We start from the raw sequence: 18,014 nt of genomic DNA on the forward strand, positions 1-18,014 counted from the left end.
ATAATTTATTATATTTTAAATAAAATTGGATTTTTAACCAACGTTGATGTTTAACCTACAAAAGCACGTTCAACGGCATAATCTGCCTGTACACCCATACGCGGCGAGACGGTCAGGCCAAAATCATCCAAAATGGCAGAAATATCCGCATTGAATGGCATACTACCGCAAATAAGCACACGATCATCTTCTTTATTCATCGGTGGCAGACCGATGTCTTCAAAGAACTTACCAGATCTCATCAGGTCGGTAATACGTCCCGTGTTTCTAAAATCTTCACGAGTAACTGTCGGATAGTAGATAAACTTTTCACGGAAGTCTTCACCAAAAATCTCATCATTTGGCAACTCGTCTTCAAACATTTCACGATACGCTAGGTCTTTTACGTGACGCACACCGTGTACCAAAACAATTTTGTCAAACCGCTCATAGACTTCAGGGTCACGCGCCAAGGCTAAAAATGGTGCAAGTCCAGTACCCGTAGACAGCATATAAAGGTTTTTGCCAGGGAGTAGATCATCTAGTACCAAAGTACCCGTTGGCTTTTTACTCACCAATAGCTCATCACCCACTTTGATATGTTGCAGCCGTGAGGTGAGTGGACCGTCTTGCACTTTGATGGAGAAAAACTCCAGATGTTCTTCATAGTTCGGACTGGCAATCGAGTAAGCGCGTAATAGCGGCCTACCATCGACAACGATACCAATCATCGCAAACTCGCCATTGCGAAAGCGTAAGCCATCGTCGCGAGTGGTTTTGATGCTAAACAGTGAGTCATTCCAATGATGAACCTCTGTAACCGTTTCGGTGCGGAGTTTTGACATAAAGCCCTCGTTAGTAATTAGTAATCTGTATCGGTTAACTTAAATGAGTGTTGAATAAGCATTTTCAATGATAGGCATAAAATGTTTCAAGTTTTTATTAAACTAAAAGGTCTATATAGACGATGATCGCGCTATTTTAACATTATTATTCGGTTTTATAAGGTGCTCGTGCTGTTTATAAACACCCATTTTTAAGTCGTTGTTTTAGGAATGCGAGCTATTCTCAATAAATTTCTTGATCATAATATCAAACTTTAAAATAAAAATCCGTCTAGCAGTGATGGTGAGGCATGATAAAATGGAATATCGTTAGTGAGTAATTTTGTATCATTGGACAAGGTTGTTTAATAAGGTTGTTTAATAAAGCCAGCATAGCTGTAATAAAAATGGTTTGGAGAAATTTTATGTCTGATGACGATATGCCCTTAGACAGTCATCATCACGGCCCAGTTATTCATTATGCACCAGTTATCGGCTATCATCGGGCACCACTTTCCCAAAAATTTGGCGCACCAAGACAGCCGAATCTGGTTGCATTAACCAGCGTGATTGAGATGCTAGCGCCTTATGATACGCCAGCGGCTTTTGTGGGTTTGGGCGAGTTTAGCCATATTTGGATCAGCTGGCAATTTCATCATAACTATTTACATAAAGACAAGCAGGCTACTATCGCCAATAGTAGTTTTCGGCCGCAAGTTCGACCACCACGCTTAGGCGGTAATCAAAAGATAGGCGTGTTTGCTAGTCGTAGTATGTATCGACCGTCAGCGTTAGGACTGTCTGTGGTCAAGCTTGAATGTGTTGACGTTGTCGAAGGTCGGGTGTTACTTCTCATTAGCGGTGCTGATATGATAGATGGCACACCAATTATCGATATAAAACCTTATGTAGCTTATAGTGATGCGCTACCTGAGGCACAAAGTGGCTTTGCGCCATCTGCGCCAAGGTTATTAACCGTCACTATCAATGAATCTGCGTATGAGCAGTTTTTGCAAATCGTAGATAACCAACATGCTCATAATATAAAATACGAACATGGTAAAAACCAAAAAAACAGTAAGAAAGATAAGCGCAGCGTAACAGCGGTCATTGATGAAATAAAAAAACAATTACTCCTGTCTGATTTAGATGTTATTAAAGCATTAATCGCCCAAGATCCACGCCCTGCTTATCGTCGTACAGAGCTAAACGCAGCATTTGTTATGCGCTATAAGTCTGTTGATGTGAGCTTTCAGATGTTAGCATTAGATGAGTTGCAAATAACGGCGGTAGTAGAAATATAGTCAATCTACTATAAAAGTATTACCTATACACTCGGTTGCCTTGTACTACTTTTAAATTAAACCGACTATAAAAAACAGCACATGATTTTATAACCGATGAAACCATTTAAACCATAAAAGAAGAAAGATATGTCAGCTCAACAGTACTCGATAGTGATTGATTTGCGTTGGTGCCTAGACGAACTGTTGGCAGATAAAGTCATCGATCAACGTGGCTACAATCTGGTGATTACTAGTCGCCGTGATAAAGCGCAGAATCCGCTACTAACGATTAGTGAGTTTGGTTTGCCAAATGGCCATGCACTGCATAATAGCCCTGACAATAAATTGACGCTGACATGGCTCAATCAATGGCTAGCTGCCAAAGCAGGTATGACACTGGTGCGTATTGATCCGTTAAAAATAGATGTGCCTGCGGTGACGCAGCTGATGTCTTTTGAATACGCGCGCTCACAGCATATTCTGCCGATTGAAGTCACAATGGACGAGGTCGTGATCGGCACCGATCAACCGTTTTATACCGATTGGCACGCCAACATTGAAAAACTTATCAAATCCAAAAGCTATCGTACGGTCTACCTCAACCCTGAACAGATTCAGCGCTACCGGCAAGAGTTTTATCAAGTCACGCAAGCAATTGCTGGCGCTAACTCTCTACACAAACGCGCGGCGGCTGACGTCACCAATGTGGAAGCACTATTGCAGCTAGGCGACAATACTAATCCTGATGCCAATGATCAGCATATTGTCAAAGTCGTTGATTGGCTGTTGCAGTATGCCTTTGAGCAGCGTGCCAGTGATATTCATCTAGAACCACGCCGTGAAACTGGCAAGGTACGTTTTCGTATCGATGGCGTGCTGCATACCGTTTATGAGATGCCGCTGGCGATTATCGTCGCGGTTACAGCGCGGATTAAAATTTTAGGACGGCTCAATGTGGCAGAAAAACGTAAGCCGCAGGACGGACGCTTAAAAACGCGTACCCCAAAAGGATTGGAAACAGAGTTACGTCTCTCTACTATGCCGACCGCCTTTGGCGAAAAACTGGTGATGCGGGTTTTTGACCCTGAAGTACTGGTGCGCTCGTTTGCTCAGCTGGGCTTATCGGGTAAGCAGTTAGAAACATGGCATGAGCTGACGGCGCATCCAAATGGTATTATTCTGGTGACAGGTCCGACGGGTTCGGGTAAAACCACCACTTTATATAGTACCCTCAAACAGCTCGCCACCGAGCAAGTCAACGTCTGTACCATTGAAGACCCGATTGAGATGATTGAGCCGGCCTTTAACCAAATGCAGGTCAATCCTGGCGTTGATTTGCACTTCGCTGATGGTATTCGCTCTTTGATGCGTCAAGACCCTGATATCATTATGGTGGGGGAGATTCGTGATGCTGAAACCGCGAATATGGCAGTGCAAGCGTCCTTAACGGGACATTTGGTACTCTCAACGCTGCATACTAATGATGCACCAAGCTCAATCACCCGTCTACATGATTTGGGCATTCAGCCGTTTTTGACGTCAGCGACGATATTGGGCGTGATGGCACAGCGGTTGTTACGGACATTATGCCCGCATTGCAAAAAAGCCGTCGATGTTACGGCAGATAGTGAAATTGCTACTCAGTGGCAGGAATTGGTTCAGCCTTGGCGTGCTGCCGCGCCAGCACAGATTTATACAGCGCAAGGTTGTGAGCACTGTCGCCATACTGGTTATCAGGGTCGCGTTGGACTATATGAAATCATGCCGTTATCCAATGAGCTAAAAAAACTGGTTGCCGCTGACACCAATTTAGATGTGCTGAAACAGCAAGCGTATCGTGAAGGCGTACAACCACTACGTTTATCGGGGGCGAAGCGTATTAGTGAAGGGCTGACGACCATAGAAGAGGTGATGCGAGTGGTGCCTCTTTATTAAAGCGCGCCGTTGCATTGATTTCAAATCGCCAAACTTGTTTTAACAAAACATCGCTTATAGCTTGAGCCTTTAACGCTCCCAGCGTACATTTTGGCGCATGATTTTGGCTGGCGTGCCCGCAACCATACAGTTTGGTGTTGTAATGGGTTTATTGACAAATGCGCCTGCCGCGATGATACAACCACTAGCAATAGAGACGTTTTTAGAAATGGTTACATTGGCGGCAATCCAAATATGGTCGCCTAAAGTAACATCAGTATGGGCTTTATTTAATCGCACATTAGAGTCTGTGTCGTAAACCTTGTGAACGTCAGTGGCGCGTATTTCAATACCGCGTGATATCATGCAGGCCTTGCCAATAGTGACGCTTTTGTCACGGGCCAAAATATAGCAGTCAATGGCAGTGGTACGCGCGCCGATATGAATGTGTAAATGATTACCGACTATTAATAACTGACCTGAGAATTTGACCTGTTCTGCAATGGTGATTTGATTGTGATTGCCATTGATATCAATTTTTAACTTGTTGAATTTGCCGTGCTCAGCGATAGTAATTTGATTGTCATGGCCTTTACGAATAGTAATCGCCGAATTGCCAATAATACGTACGTCTTTGGCAATATCGATGTGATTACTGTGTCCTTTGTCTTGTAATAAAAACCGTTGCTTATATAGCAGTTTTGGCATCCAGTTTTTTATGATAGGGGGAAGGGTTATGGTTTTTTTGTTATTCATGGTAAAAGGCTTATGAAAAGTAAATAAATAGTTGATGAGAATCCTGATAGTGTATCGTTAAATATCACTTGAAAATAGCTTATACCAAACCCAAAAGTACGATTAGCTGTGTCAAACTCGTTTAGTCTACCGTGCGTAGTACTTGCACTCGTTTTCCTTGCTACTCTAGTTTTTGTGAATGGTATAGTTAAAATACTTTAAAAACGCTACGATACTGTGGGTATAGTTTTTTTGCAGCCTCTGTCTGCGTAGGCACAGCAAGCAAGAAAAAACGGTATCTGCAGTACGTGATGTAGCGATATTACTTCTCACTGACTATATTACTTTAGAGCAATAAATATAGTTACCCATTTAGAGTATGTCATCAATTAGCACATTTAATCATTTTAAGCCTCACAATCTAAATGATGACGCGACCTACATCTTTAATGCCAAATTTTTTTACTGAACTGATAAAGTTCTACTAACGAGATTATTTATGTTTACTGATAGCCACTGCCACCTTAACCGATTAGATTTAACCAAGTATGATGGTCAATTGTCTGGGGCGATTGCCGCGATGAAAGCAGCCAATGTCACTCGAGCGATGGCCATTATGTGTGATTTTGCTGAATATGATGAGATTGCCAATATTGTCAGTACTTATGGTGATGAGGCGCTCAATCTTGGCATGAGCGTCGGTATCCATCCTTGTGAAGATATCGATATATTGCAGTCAGCAACGGTTGAGCGTTTGGTAGAAACGGCCAATGCCGATCATGTATGGGCGATTGGGGAGACGGGACTAGATTATTACTGGTCAACTGAGAATAAAAAAGAGCAGCAAGCCAGCCTTGCACGTCATATTCATGCCAGCCAACGTCTAAAAAAACCATTGGTGATACATATGCGTGACGCCAAAGAAGATACAATTGATATTCTAAAAGCGGAAGGTGCTGAGCACGGCATTATTCATTGCTTTACCGAAGACTGGGAAACCGCCAAACGCGCCTTAGACTTAGGGTTTTATATTTCCTTTTCAGGTATTGTCAGCTTTAAGAGTGCGCAAAACATCAAAGATGCGGCAAAAAACATGCCTAGAGAACGCATACTCATTGAGACTGATAGCCCTTATTTAGCGCCTGTTCCCAAGCGTGGTAGACCGAACGAGCCTGCGTATGTACCCTACGTGGCAAGTTGTATTGCCGAGATGTATGGTTGTAGTGCGGAGGAGGTAGGCTCGCTGACAGCAAAAAACTTTGAAAATTTACTGGCACAGTATCACTAAAATGGTTATGCTATGACCACTCAGTCATTTATTAGATAGCCTTAAAGTTTATGCGCTAAGCAATCGAAATACTACGCGTAACGATATGATTATCCATGACTATTTAGCAAATACAAGCATATTTTCTATTGTGGTTCTCGATCAGTCTTTGTACAGCCACCGACTTTTTGCCGAAGCATCGATATAAACGATGGTCATATGCTTCATCTTGTCAGATTTTAGGAGAGATTATGAGTCGTCAGCATCAGTTCAAGGCACGAGAAGAGAATATCTTAGCGATGGCAGAACAACTGCTACTTGAGTCAGGCGATGGTGATATCACTTTAGACAGTTTAGCCGATCAGCTTGATTTGGCTAAAGGCACGCTATACAAGCATTTCTCCAGTAAAGATGAGCTTTATCTGCGTATTATTATTCGTTACGAAGAGCAGTTGTTTGAGATCAATCGTATTGATGATTGTCCATCGGCAGGTGTGGCGCGTATGATTTTTCAGCAGCTGTTTAATCCGCAAAAAGCCATGCTACTCAACCAAATCGAAGAACGCTTGGCGGCATCAGTGACCGGTCTTAACCGCCTGTTTGGTGAGTTGTATGATATTCGCCGTCAGCGTATGAAGCGCTTGATTGTCATTATTAGTGCCTATTTAAAAGATGAGCGCAGTAGTTTGAGTACGCGCGATTATTTGTCTTCTATTTGGGCAATGGGTCAGGGCGGGGCGGGGCTATTAAACTCAAGCTTTTATCAGCGTTATCTGGGTCGCCGTGATACCTTACGTTATGCTTTTGTTCAGCAAATGCTCGAGTTGCCTAGCCACTATCCGGCTGATGATGAGGTGATGGATGAGGATATGCAAGAATTGGTAGAACAAATTGAGACCGAATCAGAAGAGCATCGTAATACCAATTATTAGTGTCTTTATTAGGCTGTTAGTCGTTGAAATAAGTTTTGGTAGGATAGCGTGTTGCCATATATTATATTGCAGCACGGTAAAGGATATTCGCTAGCAGCCTTTAAAAACTCACTGATTTTGTCAGCCAATTATAGCATCACTCTTCATACCACACCCTAATCATAGGCTTATAGGTGCAATATGCCGGTCACTGCCAAGACTCAGTCCAGATCAGCCGCCATTTGCCATTTAGACTTAAGTGTTTTAAATGTAAGCAGCCAAAGTCCATCATATGATCAAGCAGATACCGCGCCAGTATCTTATACGCATTGTCATTCACATTATCATTATTCCTCATTAAAAAATCCTCAAGCTTCCTCTTCTAAGCGATCAATAAGTACTCACCAGCAAGCGGGCTTTACCCTTGTCGAAATAATGGTGGTGGTGGTTATTCTATCTATATTTGCTGGCATGATGAGCTTATCGGTTGGCGGTAGTGAATCACGCAAAAACCGTGCTTTTTATGAGCATTTAACGGATTCCCTTAGCTATGTGCGGCTTTTATCTGCCGAACGTATGCAACCGATGGGGTTAAGTTTGCAAGCGGATAAACAAGGTCAAGTTACCCCTGTTATCGTTACCCTGTCCAACCCCTATGTCGCTTATCAAACGGTTCCTGTTACGTCGGCTACTAGGGATAGTACCCCTAAAAATGCCATGGAATTATCTGCAGATTTAACCAATATGTCTGGTGCTGTTGGAGATAAACCACCCATGCCAAGCTGGGACATTGAGCCAGAAGTGAGTTTGCCCGAACTGCCTACTGGCGTGAGTTTAAGCGTGCAAAGTCTAGATGCGGGTAATGTATCAAATACTGGGCAAGCCCGAGCTATGCAGCCTTGGTTTTCCGATCAAGCCGTCCCGCAAGTGCTATGGTTTGGCACCGGTCAAGCAACACCTGTGACGATTGAAGTACGTCATAACTCACGTTTGGTGGGCGAAGTTATTACCATTATGCCCGATGGCAGTATGTCGATAGGACAAGGGCAATAGCAGATGATTGATAGTTATAAAACCAAACCTGTTTATACCAAGCAAAAGCGGCCCCTATCACAGCGTGAAGGTGGATTTACCTTGATTGAGGTAATGGTGGCGCTAGCGATTTTAGCCGTGGTTGCCGTGGCTGCTAGCCGAGCCAGTAGCGCCTATCTGAGCTCGGTTGAGGTATTACGCACCCGCACGCTTGCCCATTTTGTCGCCCAAAACGCGGCGGCTGATTTACGGATTCAAGAAACCTGGCTGAAAGCGAATAAAACCCAAAAAATTACTGCCCAAGGTCGCGATTGGCAAATTATAATGACAGTTAGTGATGCCATAACGCCAGCATTAAAGGAAGTGAATATCGCTGTAGCACCTGTTATAGATGGGCAAGCGCGTAACGCAGTGACTGATATCGATGTAATGCTTAGTAATCCAAAGCAAGGTGTGGGTAGTTTAGATTTAAGTCGTTTGGGAAAAGGTGACTTAGATAAAAGTGATTTAGATAAAAGTGATTTAGATAAAAGTGATTTAGATAAAAATGATTTAGATAAAAATGATTTAGATAAAAATGATTTAGGTAAAAGCGAGCTTGGTCAAATAGGAGGAAATCCATGAAATCAAGTTATGGATTTACCTTACTTGAGCTGATGGTTGCCATGGCAATATTTGCGATGTTGGCAGTGGCGGGCTGGCAGGTGTTTGATGGCGTGAACCGCGCCCGTGAACGTGCGCAGTTTCATGCTGATAATGTGGCGGCATTGCAATATGCTTATTTGCAGCTGCAACAAGACATGGGGCAAATCATCCCTTATCAAGCACCTAATACTCAAAATACAAGTAGTTCTAATAGCAGTATAAATAACACTACAAATTCCAATGTCAATAATAGCACACCAGCAAATGAAGTAGAGCCTGAGCCTTTTATGCGCTTAGATAGCGAGCATGTCAGCTTTGTCCGCTTTGCTGATCCTGACCCACGCTATCAAAGTAGCGCTAGTGTGCAGCATATTGAATATGTGTTTGCAGATGAGCGTTTGATTCGCCGTCAATATACTAGTATCGACAGCGGGCGTGATAGCGTCAGCTTAGATAGTGTATTGCTCGAAGGTGTGACCGCGGGGCGTTGGCAAGCTTATTTACCAGAACTGAGTAAAAAATTCCCTGACACGGATAGTACGAATAATGTCAACGGTACAAATAGAACAACAGGGCAAATGGCCAATAAAACCAACGCAACACCTGAGGTTGTACTGATACCCAAAGGTGTCGCTGTCAGTTTTACCTATCAAGATATGCCAATCGTGTGGCAATGGGCACTCGCCCCGCAGCCGCTACCGAATATCAGTCAAGATAATGTTAATAATGCAACTAATAATCCTAGTGGTAGCAATAGCAACAGTAATAATAATGGCACTAGCAATGGCAATGTAGAAAATAATAACTCAGGGAATACTATTGAAAATGTGCCATCTGGTCAATGATAGAGGCAATTTATGCCAATGATAGCTAACTCTCAGCGTGGGGTTGCGCTGCTGACTATTTTATTATTGGTGGTCAGTATTACGGTGGTCGCAGGGGCGATGCTTGCCAGTCAAAAGATTGCGATTAGGCGCAGCAGTTTATTGTTTGACCAAAATCAGTTATTACAAGATATCAATACTGGACAGCAATTAGCGCTGACAATTATCCGCGCTGACGATGAGCTAAATGACACCGATAGCACACAAGATATTTGGGCGCAGCCATTACCGCCTTATACATTGGACAGGCATAGTATTGGCATCGAAGTGCGCGATGAAGCCGGTCGTTTTAATATCAATAATTTATATCATCATGGCGCAGTAGATACTGCCGCTTTGACCGTTTTTCAGCAATTGTTAACACAGTTGAATGTAGAGCCTGACATTGCAATTGCCATTCTTGATTATCAAGATACCGACAGCGAAGTTTATCAAGACGGTGGCGATGAAAGTGTGGTTTATAATCAGCAGTCCAGTGGCTCTGTTGATAAAAATTTGGCCAATCAAGCTTTTGTCAGTGTCGATCAGTTAGAAGAGGTTAAGGGCGTCAATGCTGAAGTGTTAGCATTGCTACGACCTTATATCACCGTCGTACCCTATTATTTGCCTATTAATATTAATACGGCAAGTCCGGTGCTGCTTGCGGCGTTGATAGATGGTGCGACCAGTAAGCAGATGCAGGCGGTTATTGATCTACGAGAAAAACAAGCATTTACGTCCGTTGATGATGTGTGGCAATTGCCGATTTTAAGTGGCTTAAATGAAGAGCAAAGAAAGGCCATAACGCCATTATTAGCCGTTGATAGCCAAGCTTTTATGGCGCTTATCACTGCTAGCGATAATGCAACTGTCGGTCAGGCAAGACAGCGTTTTGCAACTATCGTCATTAGCAAAATGGCGACCGATGATGAGAGAGAAAGTAGTAACAACAATAATGGTCGAAATGATAATAATAGCGCGAATAATGCTACCAATGACGACAAAAATAAAACGCCCAAGGATATCAAAGTCGTAACACAGCGACTTTGGGCATTTCGACCTGTCTTCTAACGAATATACAGTCCTTAATCTTTTAAGCGGGTCTCTTCACTAGATTTCCAGTTATAAGCCCCATAAAACAGCATCTGTGCTTGGCGCGTACAGTTGTGTAGCATCAGCTGCTTATTTTCTTCAATCTCGTTTAAATCAATTTCATCATCGTGGTCTTCGGTATAAGTCAGCTCCAACCAATCTATAATCCAAGAAAAGAACATATTAACCCCAGCCTCAGCCAATAGGCGGCGGTCATAGTCATTGATATGAGTAAAGGCAGGCTGTAGTGCTAGGTCATCAGCTAAGCTTTGCGCATGTTTCTTAGTGAGCTCATTGATGGCTTTACGCACGGACTCTGAGCCGCCATAGCGCTCACTGACTAAAAATTGCCAGTAATAGGGCTGATCGCTGACCATATATAAAAACAGCTGGATACTCTTAGCGATTTGACGATCGAAGCTGCGCTTACGACCAATATGTAGACTATCACTTAATATGGCCAGCGTACCGCCCAGCTCCTCAACCACCAATGCTCGTCCAAGCGATTCCATATCATCAAAATGCCGATAAAACGCCGTTGGCACTACACCAACCTCACGCGTTACCTGTCTAAGGCTGATTGAGCTAAAAGATTGCCCGGTCATACACAGATCCAGCACTGCATTAAAAAAGGCATGTCGAGTTTGAAGTTTCTTTTGTTCGCGACTACTCATAATATTTCAAAATTACCTGATAGATGTTTATCATACTCATTTCATTGCAAAAATACGAATGAAATATAGGGTTATCGTTGATGGCTCGGTTTTTAGGTTCGGTTTTTAAGCTTAGTTTTTAGACGATGGTGCCCCAGTGTCCTTGGAGCTCTTGGGCTAACCGATACGCTTCATGGTCGTTCATACCAGTGATAAAGTCTAAGACATTGAGCATATTGTGATAGGTATTGTCTGATAAAATACGACGATGCTCCTCAAAATATGGCTGTAGCAATCTTAGTAGCCGCTGTTGCTCAAAGGACAACGGTGTGTTTTTCTCATTAGTCCAAGCCAACGGCATAAAAGCATCGAGCAGGCTCTGCAGACATTGATTGGCCATCAGCTCCATACGTACTTTACTTGGGTGATTAAATATTTTTTCACGTGCCAATTCTTTAGCTTGGGTGATGCCACTTTGAACGGTCGCATCACAATGGGCAAACAGGCTGCCGTTTAATGTTCCCGCGAGCATAGCATCACTGTTAGCAACAAAGGCATCGGTCACGGCATTGATCAAGCGCATCATGGCTCGTGCCCGTAGAGATGCCAAATGCTGTCTAACTGACATATTTTTAGGCAAGCTGATACTACTCGGACGCTCGCCAATCAGCTCATAAAAGATTGCCGCGACCTCAGTATAGGTTAGCATATTGAGGTTGATACCATCCTCTAAATCTATCAGCGCATAGCAAATATCATCGGCGGCTTCTAATAAGTAGGCGAGGGGATGACGGGCAAAACCATCGTGTTGTTCTGAGCGCGGCAGACTTAAACACGCTGCCAGTTCTTCTAACTGCGCCGACTCACTATAAAAACAGCCAAACTTTTGCACGTTGGTAAGACGTTCGCCTTGATAAATGTCGTTGCGATGACTAGCAAGCCAAGGATATTTCATAAACGCGCCCAACGTTGCACAAGTCAAGCGCATGCCGCCTGCGTCAGGGTGATGCTCATTGCGGGTCAATATGCGGAATCCTTGCGCATTGCCCTCATACGCTAGTAAATCCAGCTGCTCGTTACTGCTCAGATTTTGCAACACTGGCTGTCGGTCAGGGTGCATAAACCAGTCGCGAATAGCATACTCTCCAGCATGACCAAAAGGTGGGTTGCCAATATCGTGGGCGAGGCAAGCCGCTTGAACAATCACACCGACATCAGCTGGCGTGACTCCATTAGGTAAACCAGCAGCTAATTTATCATGGAGCTTCTCTGCTGCCATGACACCCAAAGAACGTCCAATACAAGATACCTCAAGCGAATGCGTTAAGCGCGTATGAATACCCAATTGATTGGTTAATGGATGAACTTGGGTCTTTTGATTGAGCTGCCGAAAGGAGTGCGAAAATACCAGTCTGTCATAATCCTTATGAAAGGAGGAGCGCGCGCTGTCTTGAGCGGGGGCTTTTTTATTACTGCCCAGACGTTGTGCATTAAATAGTCGCGCCCAATGCTTAGCAGGACTGCTTGGTTGATCAAATTGAGTACTCATAAATCATAGCTCACTATTGATTATTATTATTTTAAACGATTTTAGGGGCTGTCCTTATCATACTAAAATTACGTGCATAAAAAAGCCAGCACAAAGGCTGACTTTTGATTGTTCTATACTAAAACTGTGCAAACAGGCTATTTAATATTTAACGCTAAAAGTTGAAGTTTTAACCTTAAACGTTAAAACGGAAATGCATCACATCGCCATCTTGTACGATATAGGTTTTACCTTCTAGGCGTGATTTACCAGCAGCAGCTGCGCCTTTTTCACCGTTGTATTCGATAAAGTCGTCATAAGCGATGACTTCAGCACGAATAAATCCGCGCTCAAAATCGGTGTGAATCACGCCGGCGGCTTGAGGGGCGTTAGCACCAATAGCCACTGTCCAAGCGCGAACTTCTTTTACGCCTGCGGTAAAGTAAGTCTGCATGTCTAGCAAATCATAACCACCACGAATGACCTGATCCAAACCGGCTTCTTCCATGTCCATTTCGGCCAAGAAGTCTTTTTTGTCATCTTCATCAAGCTGGGCAATTTCCGCTTCTATTTGGTTGCATAAAGCGATGACGATAGAGTCTTCGCCAGTGGCATAGCTACGTACGGCATCTAGGTATGGGTTATTCTCAAAGCCATCCTCAGAGACGTTGGCGATATACATGGTTGGCTTTAGAGTAATAAGACCATAACTTCTGATCATTTTTTGCTCGTCTTTGTCTAAATTAGCACCGCGAGCCGCTTTACCTTCTGCTAATAACGGCTCGATTCTTTTGAAGATATCAAGCATGGCGTTAGCGTCCTTATCGCCGCCTTTGGCCTTTTTGGTTAGGTTAAGAATAGCACGCTCAACCGCTTCTAAATCTGCCAATGCCAATTCGGTGTTGATAGTCTCGATGTCATCAATTGGGCTGACGCGACCATCAACGTGTACCACGTTGTCATCATCAAAACAGCGTACCACGTGGGCAATCGCATCGGTCTCACGGATATTGGCTAAGAACTGGTTACCCATGCCTTCGCCTTTTGAGGCGCCAGCGACCAAACCGGCGATATCAACGAACTCCATCGTGGTTGGTAATACGCGCTCAGGCTTAACGATTTCAGCTAGCGCTTTTAGGCGTAAATCTGGTACAGGAACGATGCCTGTATTGGGATCTTTGGTACAAAATGGAAAGTTTTCAGCGGCGATACCCGCTTTGGTCAAGGCGTTGAACAGGGTGGATTTACCCACGTTTGGTAGACCGACGATGCCGCAATTAAAACCCATAACATGCTCTCAATATATTGATAAAATCAGTTGGTATAAGACTTAGCAAAATAGTAAATCAAAATTGGGCGTATTGTAGCAAATTTAACCCAATATGGGTGAGGTTGTTATGCTATGTGATTGGATTTTCATGCCTCATGATCGCTTACGTTTCGCACTTTCATTATTATGCTAAGCTACGTCTTATTTATCTAACTTTATAATAAATGGCGCACCAAAAAATATCAAAATCAAAGGCAGTATCTGACAATGACCACCACAATTTTTGCGACACATCATTATAATTATCCACAAAACTTCATCGAAATGAAGCCCAAACTTAAGCAGCTTGAACAGGCGATTAAAAAGCTTGAAGCCAATTTGATGAATGCTGATGCTAAGGTGCTAGATCAGCGTCTTGCCAGTCATTTGGGTTTGCAAGTCGATTACGCCAGTGAGCTTAATCCCAACCAACTCTTGGCCGCGACGACAATCGACGGTAAGGTATTGGTCATCGCTGGTGCAGGCTCTGGCAAAACCAAAACTCTGACCTATAGAACCAGCTACCTGATAGAAAATGGCGTGTCGCCAAAAGAGATTTTGCTATTAACCTTTACCCGTAAAGCCGCCAATGAGATTAAAGGTCGGGCTAAAACCTTGCTGGCAAGTTCTTTTTCTACCGACAATCTAAGTAACAGCAAAGCGCTAAACGATATCACTAGCGGTACTTTTCATTCTTTTTGCAATATGCTACTGCGCCAATACTCAGGATTGTTGGGCATCAATCCGCGCTTTACTATCTTAGATACGGGCGATAGTGAAGATGCCATCGATTTGATTAATAAAGAAAAAAAGTATCCGACTAAGATAACCAATCAAGCATTTCCGCGTAAAAAAACCTTGCAGAATATCTTTTCAACGTCTAGAAATCGGCGCATTCATATCCGCGAGTTAATCGAAAGTAGCTACCCTGATATCGCTGTGCACATTCCCATTATTGAGCAATTGGCGGTCGATTTTCATGAATATAAACGCGCCAATCATTTATACGATTTTGATGACATTATCAGCCAAGTAGTACGCCATTTAAAGCATAATGATACTTTTCGGCAGCTATTACAAAAGCAATATCGTTACATCATGGTCGATGAATATCAAGACACCAATATCCCGCAAAAAGAGCTAATCGACCTTATATGTGCACCTGCGTCGGTGTCGCTAATGGTCGTCGGTGATGACAACCAAAGTATTTATGCCTTTCGCGGTGCCAATTATGAGAATATCTTATTATTTGGCGAGAGCTATCCTGAAGCAAAGCTCATTAAGCTTGAGCAAAATTATCGCAGTACGCCTGCTGTTTTAGACTATATCAATGCCTTGTCCGCTCAAATCACCTTGGGCTATCAAAAGCAGTTGTACTCTGCGGTATCCGTAGACGGATTAAAGCCGGTATTTCGTCGTTTAAGCGATGAAACTAAAGAAGCGCGATATATCGCTGATAAAATTATAGAATTGAAAGACGACTACGATTACCAAGATTTTGCGGTATTGTGCCGAACGTCTTTTCAATCGAGTTATGTGCAGTTAGAGTTTATGGAGCGCAATATTCCGTTTATTGTGGTAGGCGGCATTCGCTTTATCGAAAGACGGCATATCAAAGATGTCTTAGCCTTTGTCAAAATACTTTATAACCCCAATGATACCATTGCCTGGCATCGTATCTTAACCTTGTTTAAAGGCGTGGGGGCAGTTACTGCAACGCGATTGACTCAAGCGATTAATGTCGACAATAATTCCTTTGAACCTTTATTAATGCCGTCATTCGCTAAAAAAAGTCCACAGCTTAAATCACTACATACGACTTTGACCAAAGCCAGTCAGGCAGAATCGGTCGAAAAAGTTATTGCGTTAATTTTAGAGTTTTATATTCCTATTTTGAAAACGATTGAAGAGAACTGGCGCGAGCGCAGCGAGGATTTTCGCGTCCTAAAAAACTTAGCCACAGAGCATGATAGCCTTGATAGTTTTTTAGAAAATTTGGCACTCGATCCGCCTAATGATTCGGTTGCTACCGCAGGCAAGGCTAAGCAAGGCGAGGAAGAAACTGATAAAGTTACTATCTCTACCATTCATAGTGCCAAAGGGCTTGAATGGCCGGTGGTGTTTGTCAATTCATTGGTCGATGGTATGACCCCGCATTACCGCTCGCTGAGTGATTTTGAAGAATTGGAAGAAGAACGTAAGCTGTTCTATGTTGCCTGTAGTCGCGCAAAGAATAGGTTGTTTTTAACAGCGCCAGAGTACTTCTCAAGCTATTCAGGGTATTTCGACAAAGTATCACGGTTTATTGCAGAGTTACCCGCTGATAAGGTAGTGGTCGAGACCAGCAAAAATTCTATAGATGAGAGTGATGATCCAGTGTGGTGGTGAGGGGTTACGCTTTTGAGTTACTCATCTTATAAAGTAATTATCATTACGCTAAGCTACTACTGACAGCTGCCGTCAAATCCGTAGAAACAATCTTAGGAGGTTTTAGTTACGGATCAATCCGACTTACCTACTCGAAAAATCATCACTGGATAATATCAATAGCTAATAATAACAACTAAAAGGATATACCATGAATATCATTATCAAGCTTACTATCCTGATTGGTATTGTTATTATTACGACGTGCGTATGGAGTAGAACCATGAAATCTGAAAACAATCAAACCGATGAGATGACTGTTAGATGGGGAGTTATTGACTCCGAAGCCACCTTTAATGATAAAAAAGACTCAGAAGATACGCTCAAATTAGGTGTAGAGTTTATCAATTCTAAAGAAAATAAAGATTTAAATACTGCCTTTTATTTGGCTGATGGTACTTGGCTAAGAACTATTATTGGAAGTGGTGGCTCGCGTTGGGGACAAAATGGCGCACACCCTCTTGGTGGTAACCCTTTTGAACAACCGCTGCCAGAACGCCTCAAGCTCACTTATTACAGCACAGTAAATGATAAGTTTTACCAACTAGACACTCTGCTACCTATGGACAAAATACGACCGCTCTTTACTAACACTAAAAAAAGCACAATGGAAGAATCAGCAGTTGATGTGCCTTATGTCAACGTGCCTCTGTTTTACCGTAATATACAAATTGCGACTGCACCTGAAGGTTGGGTTATTCTCTTTGCTATTGGTAACTTTGGTCAACGCATAGAGCTTGGCGCTTGGCAAGCTACCGAGATAGAAGCTAGATATGGTACTGATGTACTTAGGGCTGTGAATACTGGCTTTGGGCCTTTTAAAAATGATGAAGAAGAAAATCAAATAAGACAGGAGTTTAGGCAAGAGTTTTTTATTGATAACCTAAAAGAGAGAAGTCCTGAAGTTTACGAGAGGTGGCGGTCAGGCGATTGGAAGATCAGCGCAGACTGGTATAAGCGTATGCAGATAAAATACCCTTGGAACTTTGACATTACCATTGATGAGCATGAATGGAATGGAGAGTACTATGCCCAGTTTGCTAATACAGAAGCATACGATGTTGTAGATGAACAGGTAGCGAAGGAGAAGACCGTTCTAAAGGCGGTTCCCAACACTTTCACCACTTGGGTTGCTGACAAAGAGACTGGACAACGTCATTATATTGAAGTGCATTTCTTCCCTCGCCCTAAATGGGATGCTTCGCTATACCAACCTTATTATCAGGACCCAAACCTTGATTATTTATCTAAGCGCTTCGAACATCTATACCCTAAGCGCTCTTACATGACCAACGATGAGACTGTCGATGCAAATGAGTTTGCAACCGTAAAGCTACATTTTAATAAAGAGTTGATATTACAAGAAGCCTATCTACAAAAAGGGGCTGAAAAAATTCCACTTGATGGTGCTTATCAGTATTATTTATCCCCCGTCGCTAAAGGCGCTTTTTATCAATATACAGATGGTTACCCTCGTTTTATTACGAAACCTAAAGTAGAAGATTTGAGCGATCCTGCTTTTGTAGATATTGATTAGTATCCTTTGCCT

At 42.9% G+C, this 18,014-nt stretch carries 15 protein-coding genes; 10 read left to right on the forward strand and 5 right to left on the reverse strand.

All coding sequences use genetic code 11. The features are described 5' to 3' along the window. Positions 1-50 precede the first annotated feature (50 nt). Entirely contained in the window at positions 51-824 is a 774-nt protein-coding gene (locus ACT3TU_RS08080) for a ferredoxin--NADP reductase (RefSeq protein WP_192528943.1), read from the reverse strand. Between the two features lie 404 nt (positions 825-1,228). Here ACT3TU_RS08080 and tsaA point away from each other — a divergent pair, with 404 nt between their 5' ends. After that, complete coding sequence (tsaA, locus tag ACT3TU_RS08085) at positions 1,229-2,107, forward strand: tRNA (N6-threonylcarbamoyladenosine(37)-N6)-methyltransferase TrmO (RefSeq protein WP_444784254.1); 879 nt, start codon at positions 1,229-1,231, stop codon at positions 2,105-2,107. A gap of 129 nt (positions 2,108-2,236) precedes the next feature. Next, complete coding sequence (locus ACT3TU_RS08090) at positions 2,237-4,024, forward strand: GspE/PulE family protein (RefSeq protein ID WP_444784255.1); 1,788 nt, start codon at positions 2,237-2,239, stop codon at positions 4,022-4,024. Positions 4,025-4,093: 69 nt separating this feature from the next. Here ACT3TU_RS08090 and ACT3TU_RS08095 read toward each other — a convergent pair whose 3' ends face one another. Then, the gene (locus tag ACT3TU_RS08095) at positions 4,094-4,759 is read right to left on the reverse strand and encodes an acyltransferase (protein WP_444784256.1); all 666 of its coding nucleotides are present in this window, start codon (positions 4,757-4,759) and stop codon (positions 4,094-4,096) included. Positions 4,760-5,237: 478 nt separating this feature from the next. Here ACT3TU_RS08095 and ACT3TU_RS08100 point away from each other — a divergent pair, with 478 nt between their 5' ends. The 6 genes from ACT3TU_RS08100 (at position 5,238) to gspK (ending at position 10,527) form a co-directional block, all read left to right on the forward strand. After that, positions 5,238-6,026, forward strand: coding sequence for a TatD family hydrolase (locus ACT3TU_RS08100; RefSeq protein WP_192522921.1), 789 nt, complete (start codon positions 5,238-5,240; stop codon positions 6,024-6,026). Between the two features lie 230 nt (positions 6,027-6,256). Beyond that, positions 6,257-6,937 carry a TetR/AcrR family transcriptional regulator gene (locus ACT3TU_RS08105; RefSeq protein WP_192522922.1) on the forward strand — a complete coding sequence of 227 codons (681 nt, stop codon included), beginning with the start codon at positions 6,257-6,259 and terminating at the stop codon, positions 6,935-6,937. A gap of 180 nt (positions 6,938-7,117) precedes the next feature. Further along, positions 7,118-7,969 carry a type II secretion system protein gene (locus ACT3TU_RS08110; protein WP_444784257.1) on the forward strand — a complete coding sequence of 284 codons (852 nt, stop codon included), beginning with the start codon at positions 7,118-7,120 and terminating at the stop codon, positions 7,967-7,969. 3 nt (positions 7,970-7,972) lie between these two features. Then, positions 7,973-8,572: a type II secretion system minor pseudopilin GspI gene (gspI, locus tag ACT3TU_RS08115; protein ID WP_444784258.1), complete on the forward strand. Its 600-nt coding sequence runs from the start codon at positions 7,973-7,975 to the stop codon at positions 8,570-8,572. After that, positions 8,569-9,438 carry a type II secretion system minor pseudopilin GspJ gene (gspJ, locus tag ACT3TU_RS08120; RefSeq protein WP_192522924.1) on the forward strand — a complete coding sequence of 290 codons (870 nt, stop codon included), beginning with the start codon at positions 8,569-8,571 and terminating at the stop codon, positions 9,436-9,438. The genes gspI and gspJ overlap by 4 nt, the downstream gene beginning before the upstream one ends. A 12-nt stretch (positions 9,439-9,450) precedes the next feature. Beyond that, a complete protein-coding gene (gspK, locus tag ACT3TU_RS08125; RefSeq protein ID WP_444784259.1) occupies positions 9,451-10,527 on the forward strand; it encodes a type II secretion system minor pseudopilin GspK in 1,077 nt (358 codons plus the stop codon). A 14-nt stretch (positions 10,528-10,541) separates the two neighbouring features. Here gspK and ACT3TU_RS08130 read toward each other — a convergent pair whose 3' ends face one another. From ACT3TU_RS08130 to ychF, 3 genes are all read right to left on the reverse strand, one after another. After that, positions 10,542-11,222, reverse strand: coding sequence for a TetR family transcriptional regulator (locus ACT3TU_RS08130; protein WP_192522925.1), 681 nt, complete (start codon positions 11,220-11,222; stop codon positions 10,542-10,544). Positions 11,223-11,340: 118 nt separating this feature from the next. Then, positions 11,341-12,750 (reverse strand): deoxyguanosinetriphosphate triphosphohydrolase, encoded by a 1,410-nt coding sequence (locus ACT3TU_RS08135; RefSeq protein ID WP_444784260.1) that lies wholly within the window; start codon positions 12,748-12,750, stop codon positions 11,341-11,343. A 175-nt stretch (positions 12,751-12,925) separates the two neighbouring features. Next, positions 12,926-14,017 (reverse strand): redox-regulated ATPase YchF, encoded by a 1,092-nt coding sequence (gene ychF, locus ACT3TU_RS08140; protein WP_444784261.1) that lies wholly within the window; start codon positions 14,015-14,017, stop codon positions 12,926-12,928. 249 nt (positions 14,018-14,266) lie between these two features. Between ychF and ACT3TU_RS08145 the strand changes: the two genes are divergently transcribed. Next, positions 14,267-16,426 (forward strand): ATP-dependent helicase, encoded by a 2,160-nt coding sequence (locus ACT3TU_RS08145; RefSeq protein WP_192522928.1) that lies wholly within the window; start codon positions 14,267-14,269, stop codon positions 16,424-16,426. A 190-nt stretch (positions 16,427-16,616) separates the two neighbouring features. Further along, complete coding sequence (locus ACT3TU_RS08150; RefSeq protein WP_192522929.1) at positions 16,617-18,002, forward strand: DUF2931 family protein; 1,386 nt, start codon at positions 16,617-16,619, stop codon at positions 18,000-18,002. The last annotated feature ends 12 nt before the right edge of the window (positions 18,003-18,014 follow it).

This window comes from Psychrobacter sp. AOP3-A1-26 (genome assembly GCF_052378235.1).
In the GTDB taxonomy this organism is placed as follows: Bacteria; Pseudomonadota; Gammaproteobacteria; order Pseudomonadales; family Moraxellaceae; genus Psychrobacter.

Bases quoted from the DNA above. Each gene is read 5' to 3' on its own strand.
- ychF (WP_444784261.1), bottom strand. From the start codon at position 14,017: ATGGGTTTTAATTGCGGCATCGTCGGTCTACCAAACGTGGGTAAATCC.
- ACT3TU_RS08090 (WP_444784255.1), top strand. From the start codon at position 2,237: ATGTCAGCTCAACAGTACTCGATAGTGATTGATTTGCGTTGGTGCCTA.
- ACT3TU_RS08110 (WP_444784257.1), top strand. From the start codon at position 7,118: ATGCCGGTCACTGCCAAGACTCAGTCCAGATCAGCCGCCATTTGCCAT.
- tsaA (WP_444784254.1), top strand. From the start codon at position 1,229: ATGTCTGATGACGATATGCCCTTAGACAGTCATCATCACGGCCCAGTT.
- ACT3TU_RS08080 (WP_192528943.1), bottom strand. From the start codon at position 824: ATGTCAAAACTCCGCACCGAAACGGTTACAGAGGTTCATCATTGGAAT.
- gspJ (WP_192522924.1), top strand. From the start codon at position 8,569: ATGAAATCAAGTTATGGATTTACCTTACTTGAGCTGATGGTTGCCATG.
- ACT3TU_RS08135 (WP_444784260.1), bottom strand. From the start codon at position 12,750: ATGAGTACTCAATTTGATCAACCAAGCAGTCCTGCTAAGCATTGGGCG.
- ACT3TU_RS08100 (WP_192522921.1), top strand. From the start codon at position 5,238: ATGTTTACTGATAGCCACTGCCACCTTAACCGATTAGATTTAACCAAG.
- ACT3TU_RS08095 (WP_444784256.1), bottom strand. From the start codon at position 4,759: ATGAATAACAAAAAAACCATAACCCTTCCCCCTATCATAAAAAACTGG.
- gspI (WP_444784258.1), top strand. From the start codon at position 7,973: ATGATTGATAGTTATAAAACCAAACCTGTTTATACCAAGCAAAAGCGG.
- ACT3TU_RS08130 (WP_192522925.1), bottom strand. From the start codon at position 11,222: ATGAGTAGTCGCGAACAAAAGAAACTTCAAACTCGACATGCCTTTTTT.
- gspK (WP_444784259.1), top strand. From the start codon at position 9,451: ATGCCAATGATAGCTAACTCTCAGCGTGGGGTTGCGCTGCTGACTATT.
- ACT3TU_RS08145 (WP_192522928.1), top strand. From the start codon at position 14,267: ATGACCACCACAATTTTTGCGACACATCATTATAATTATCCACAAAAC.
- ACT3TU_RS08105 (WP_192522922.1), top strand. From the start codon at position 6,257: ATGAGTCGTCAGCATCAGTTCAAGGCACGAGAAGAGAATATCTTAGCG.
- ACT3TU_RS08150 (WP_192522929.1), top strand. From the start codon at position 16,617: ATGAATATCATTATCAAGCTTACTATCCTGATTGGTATTGTTATTATT.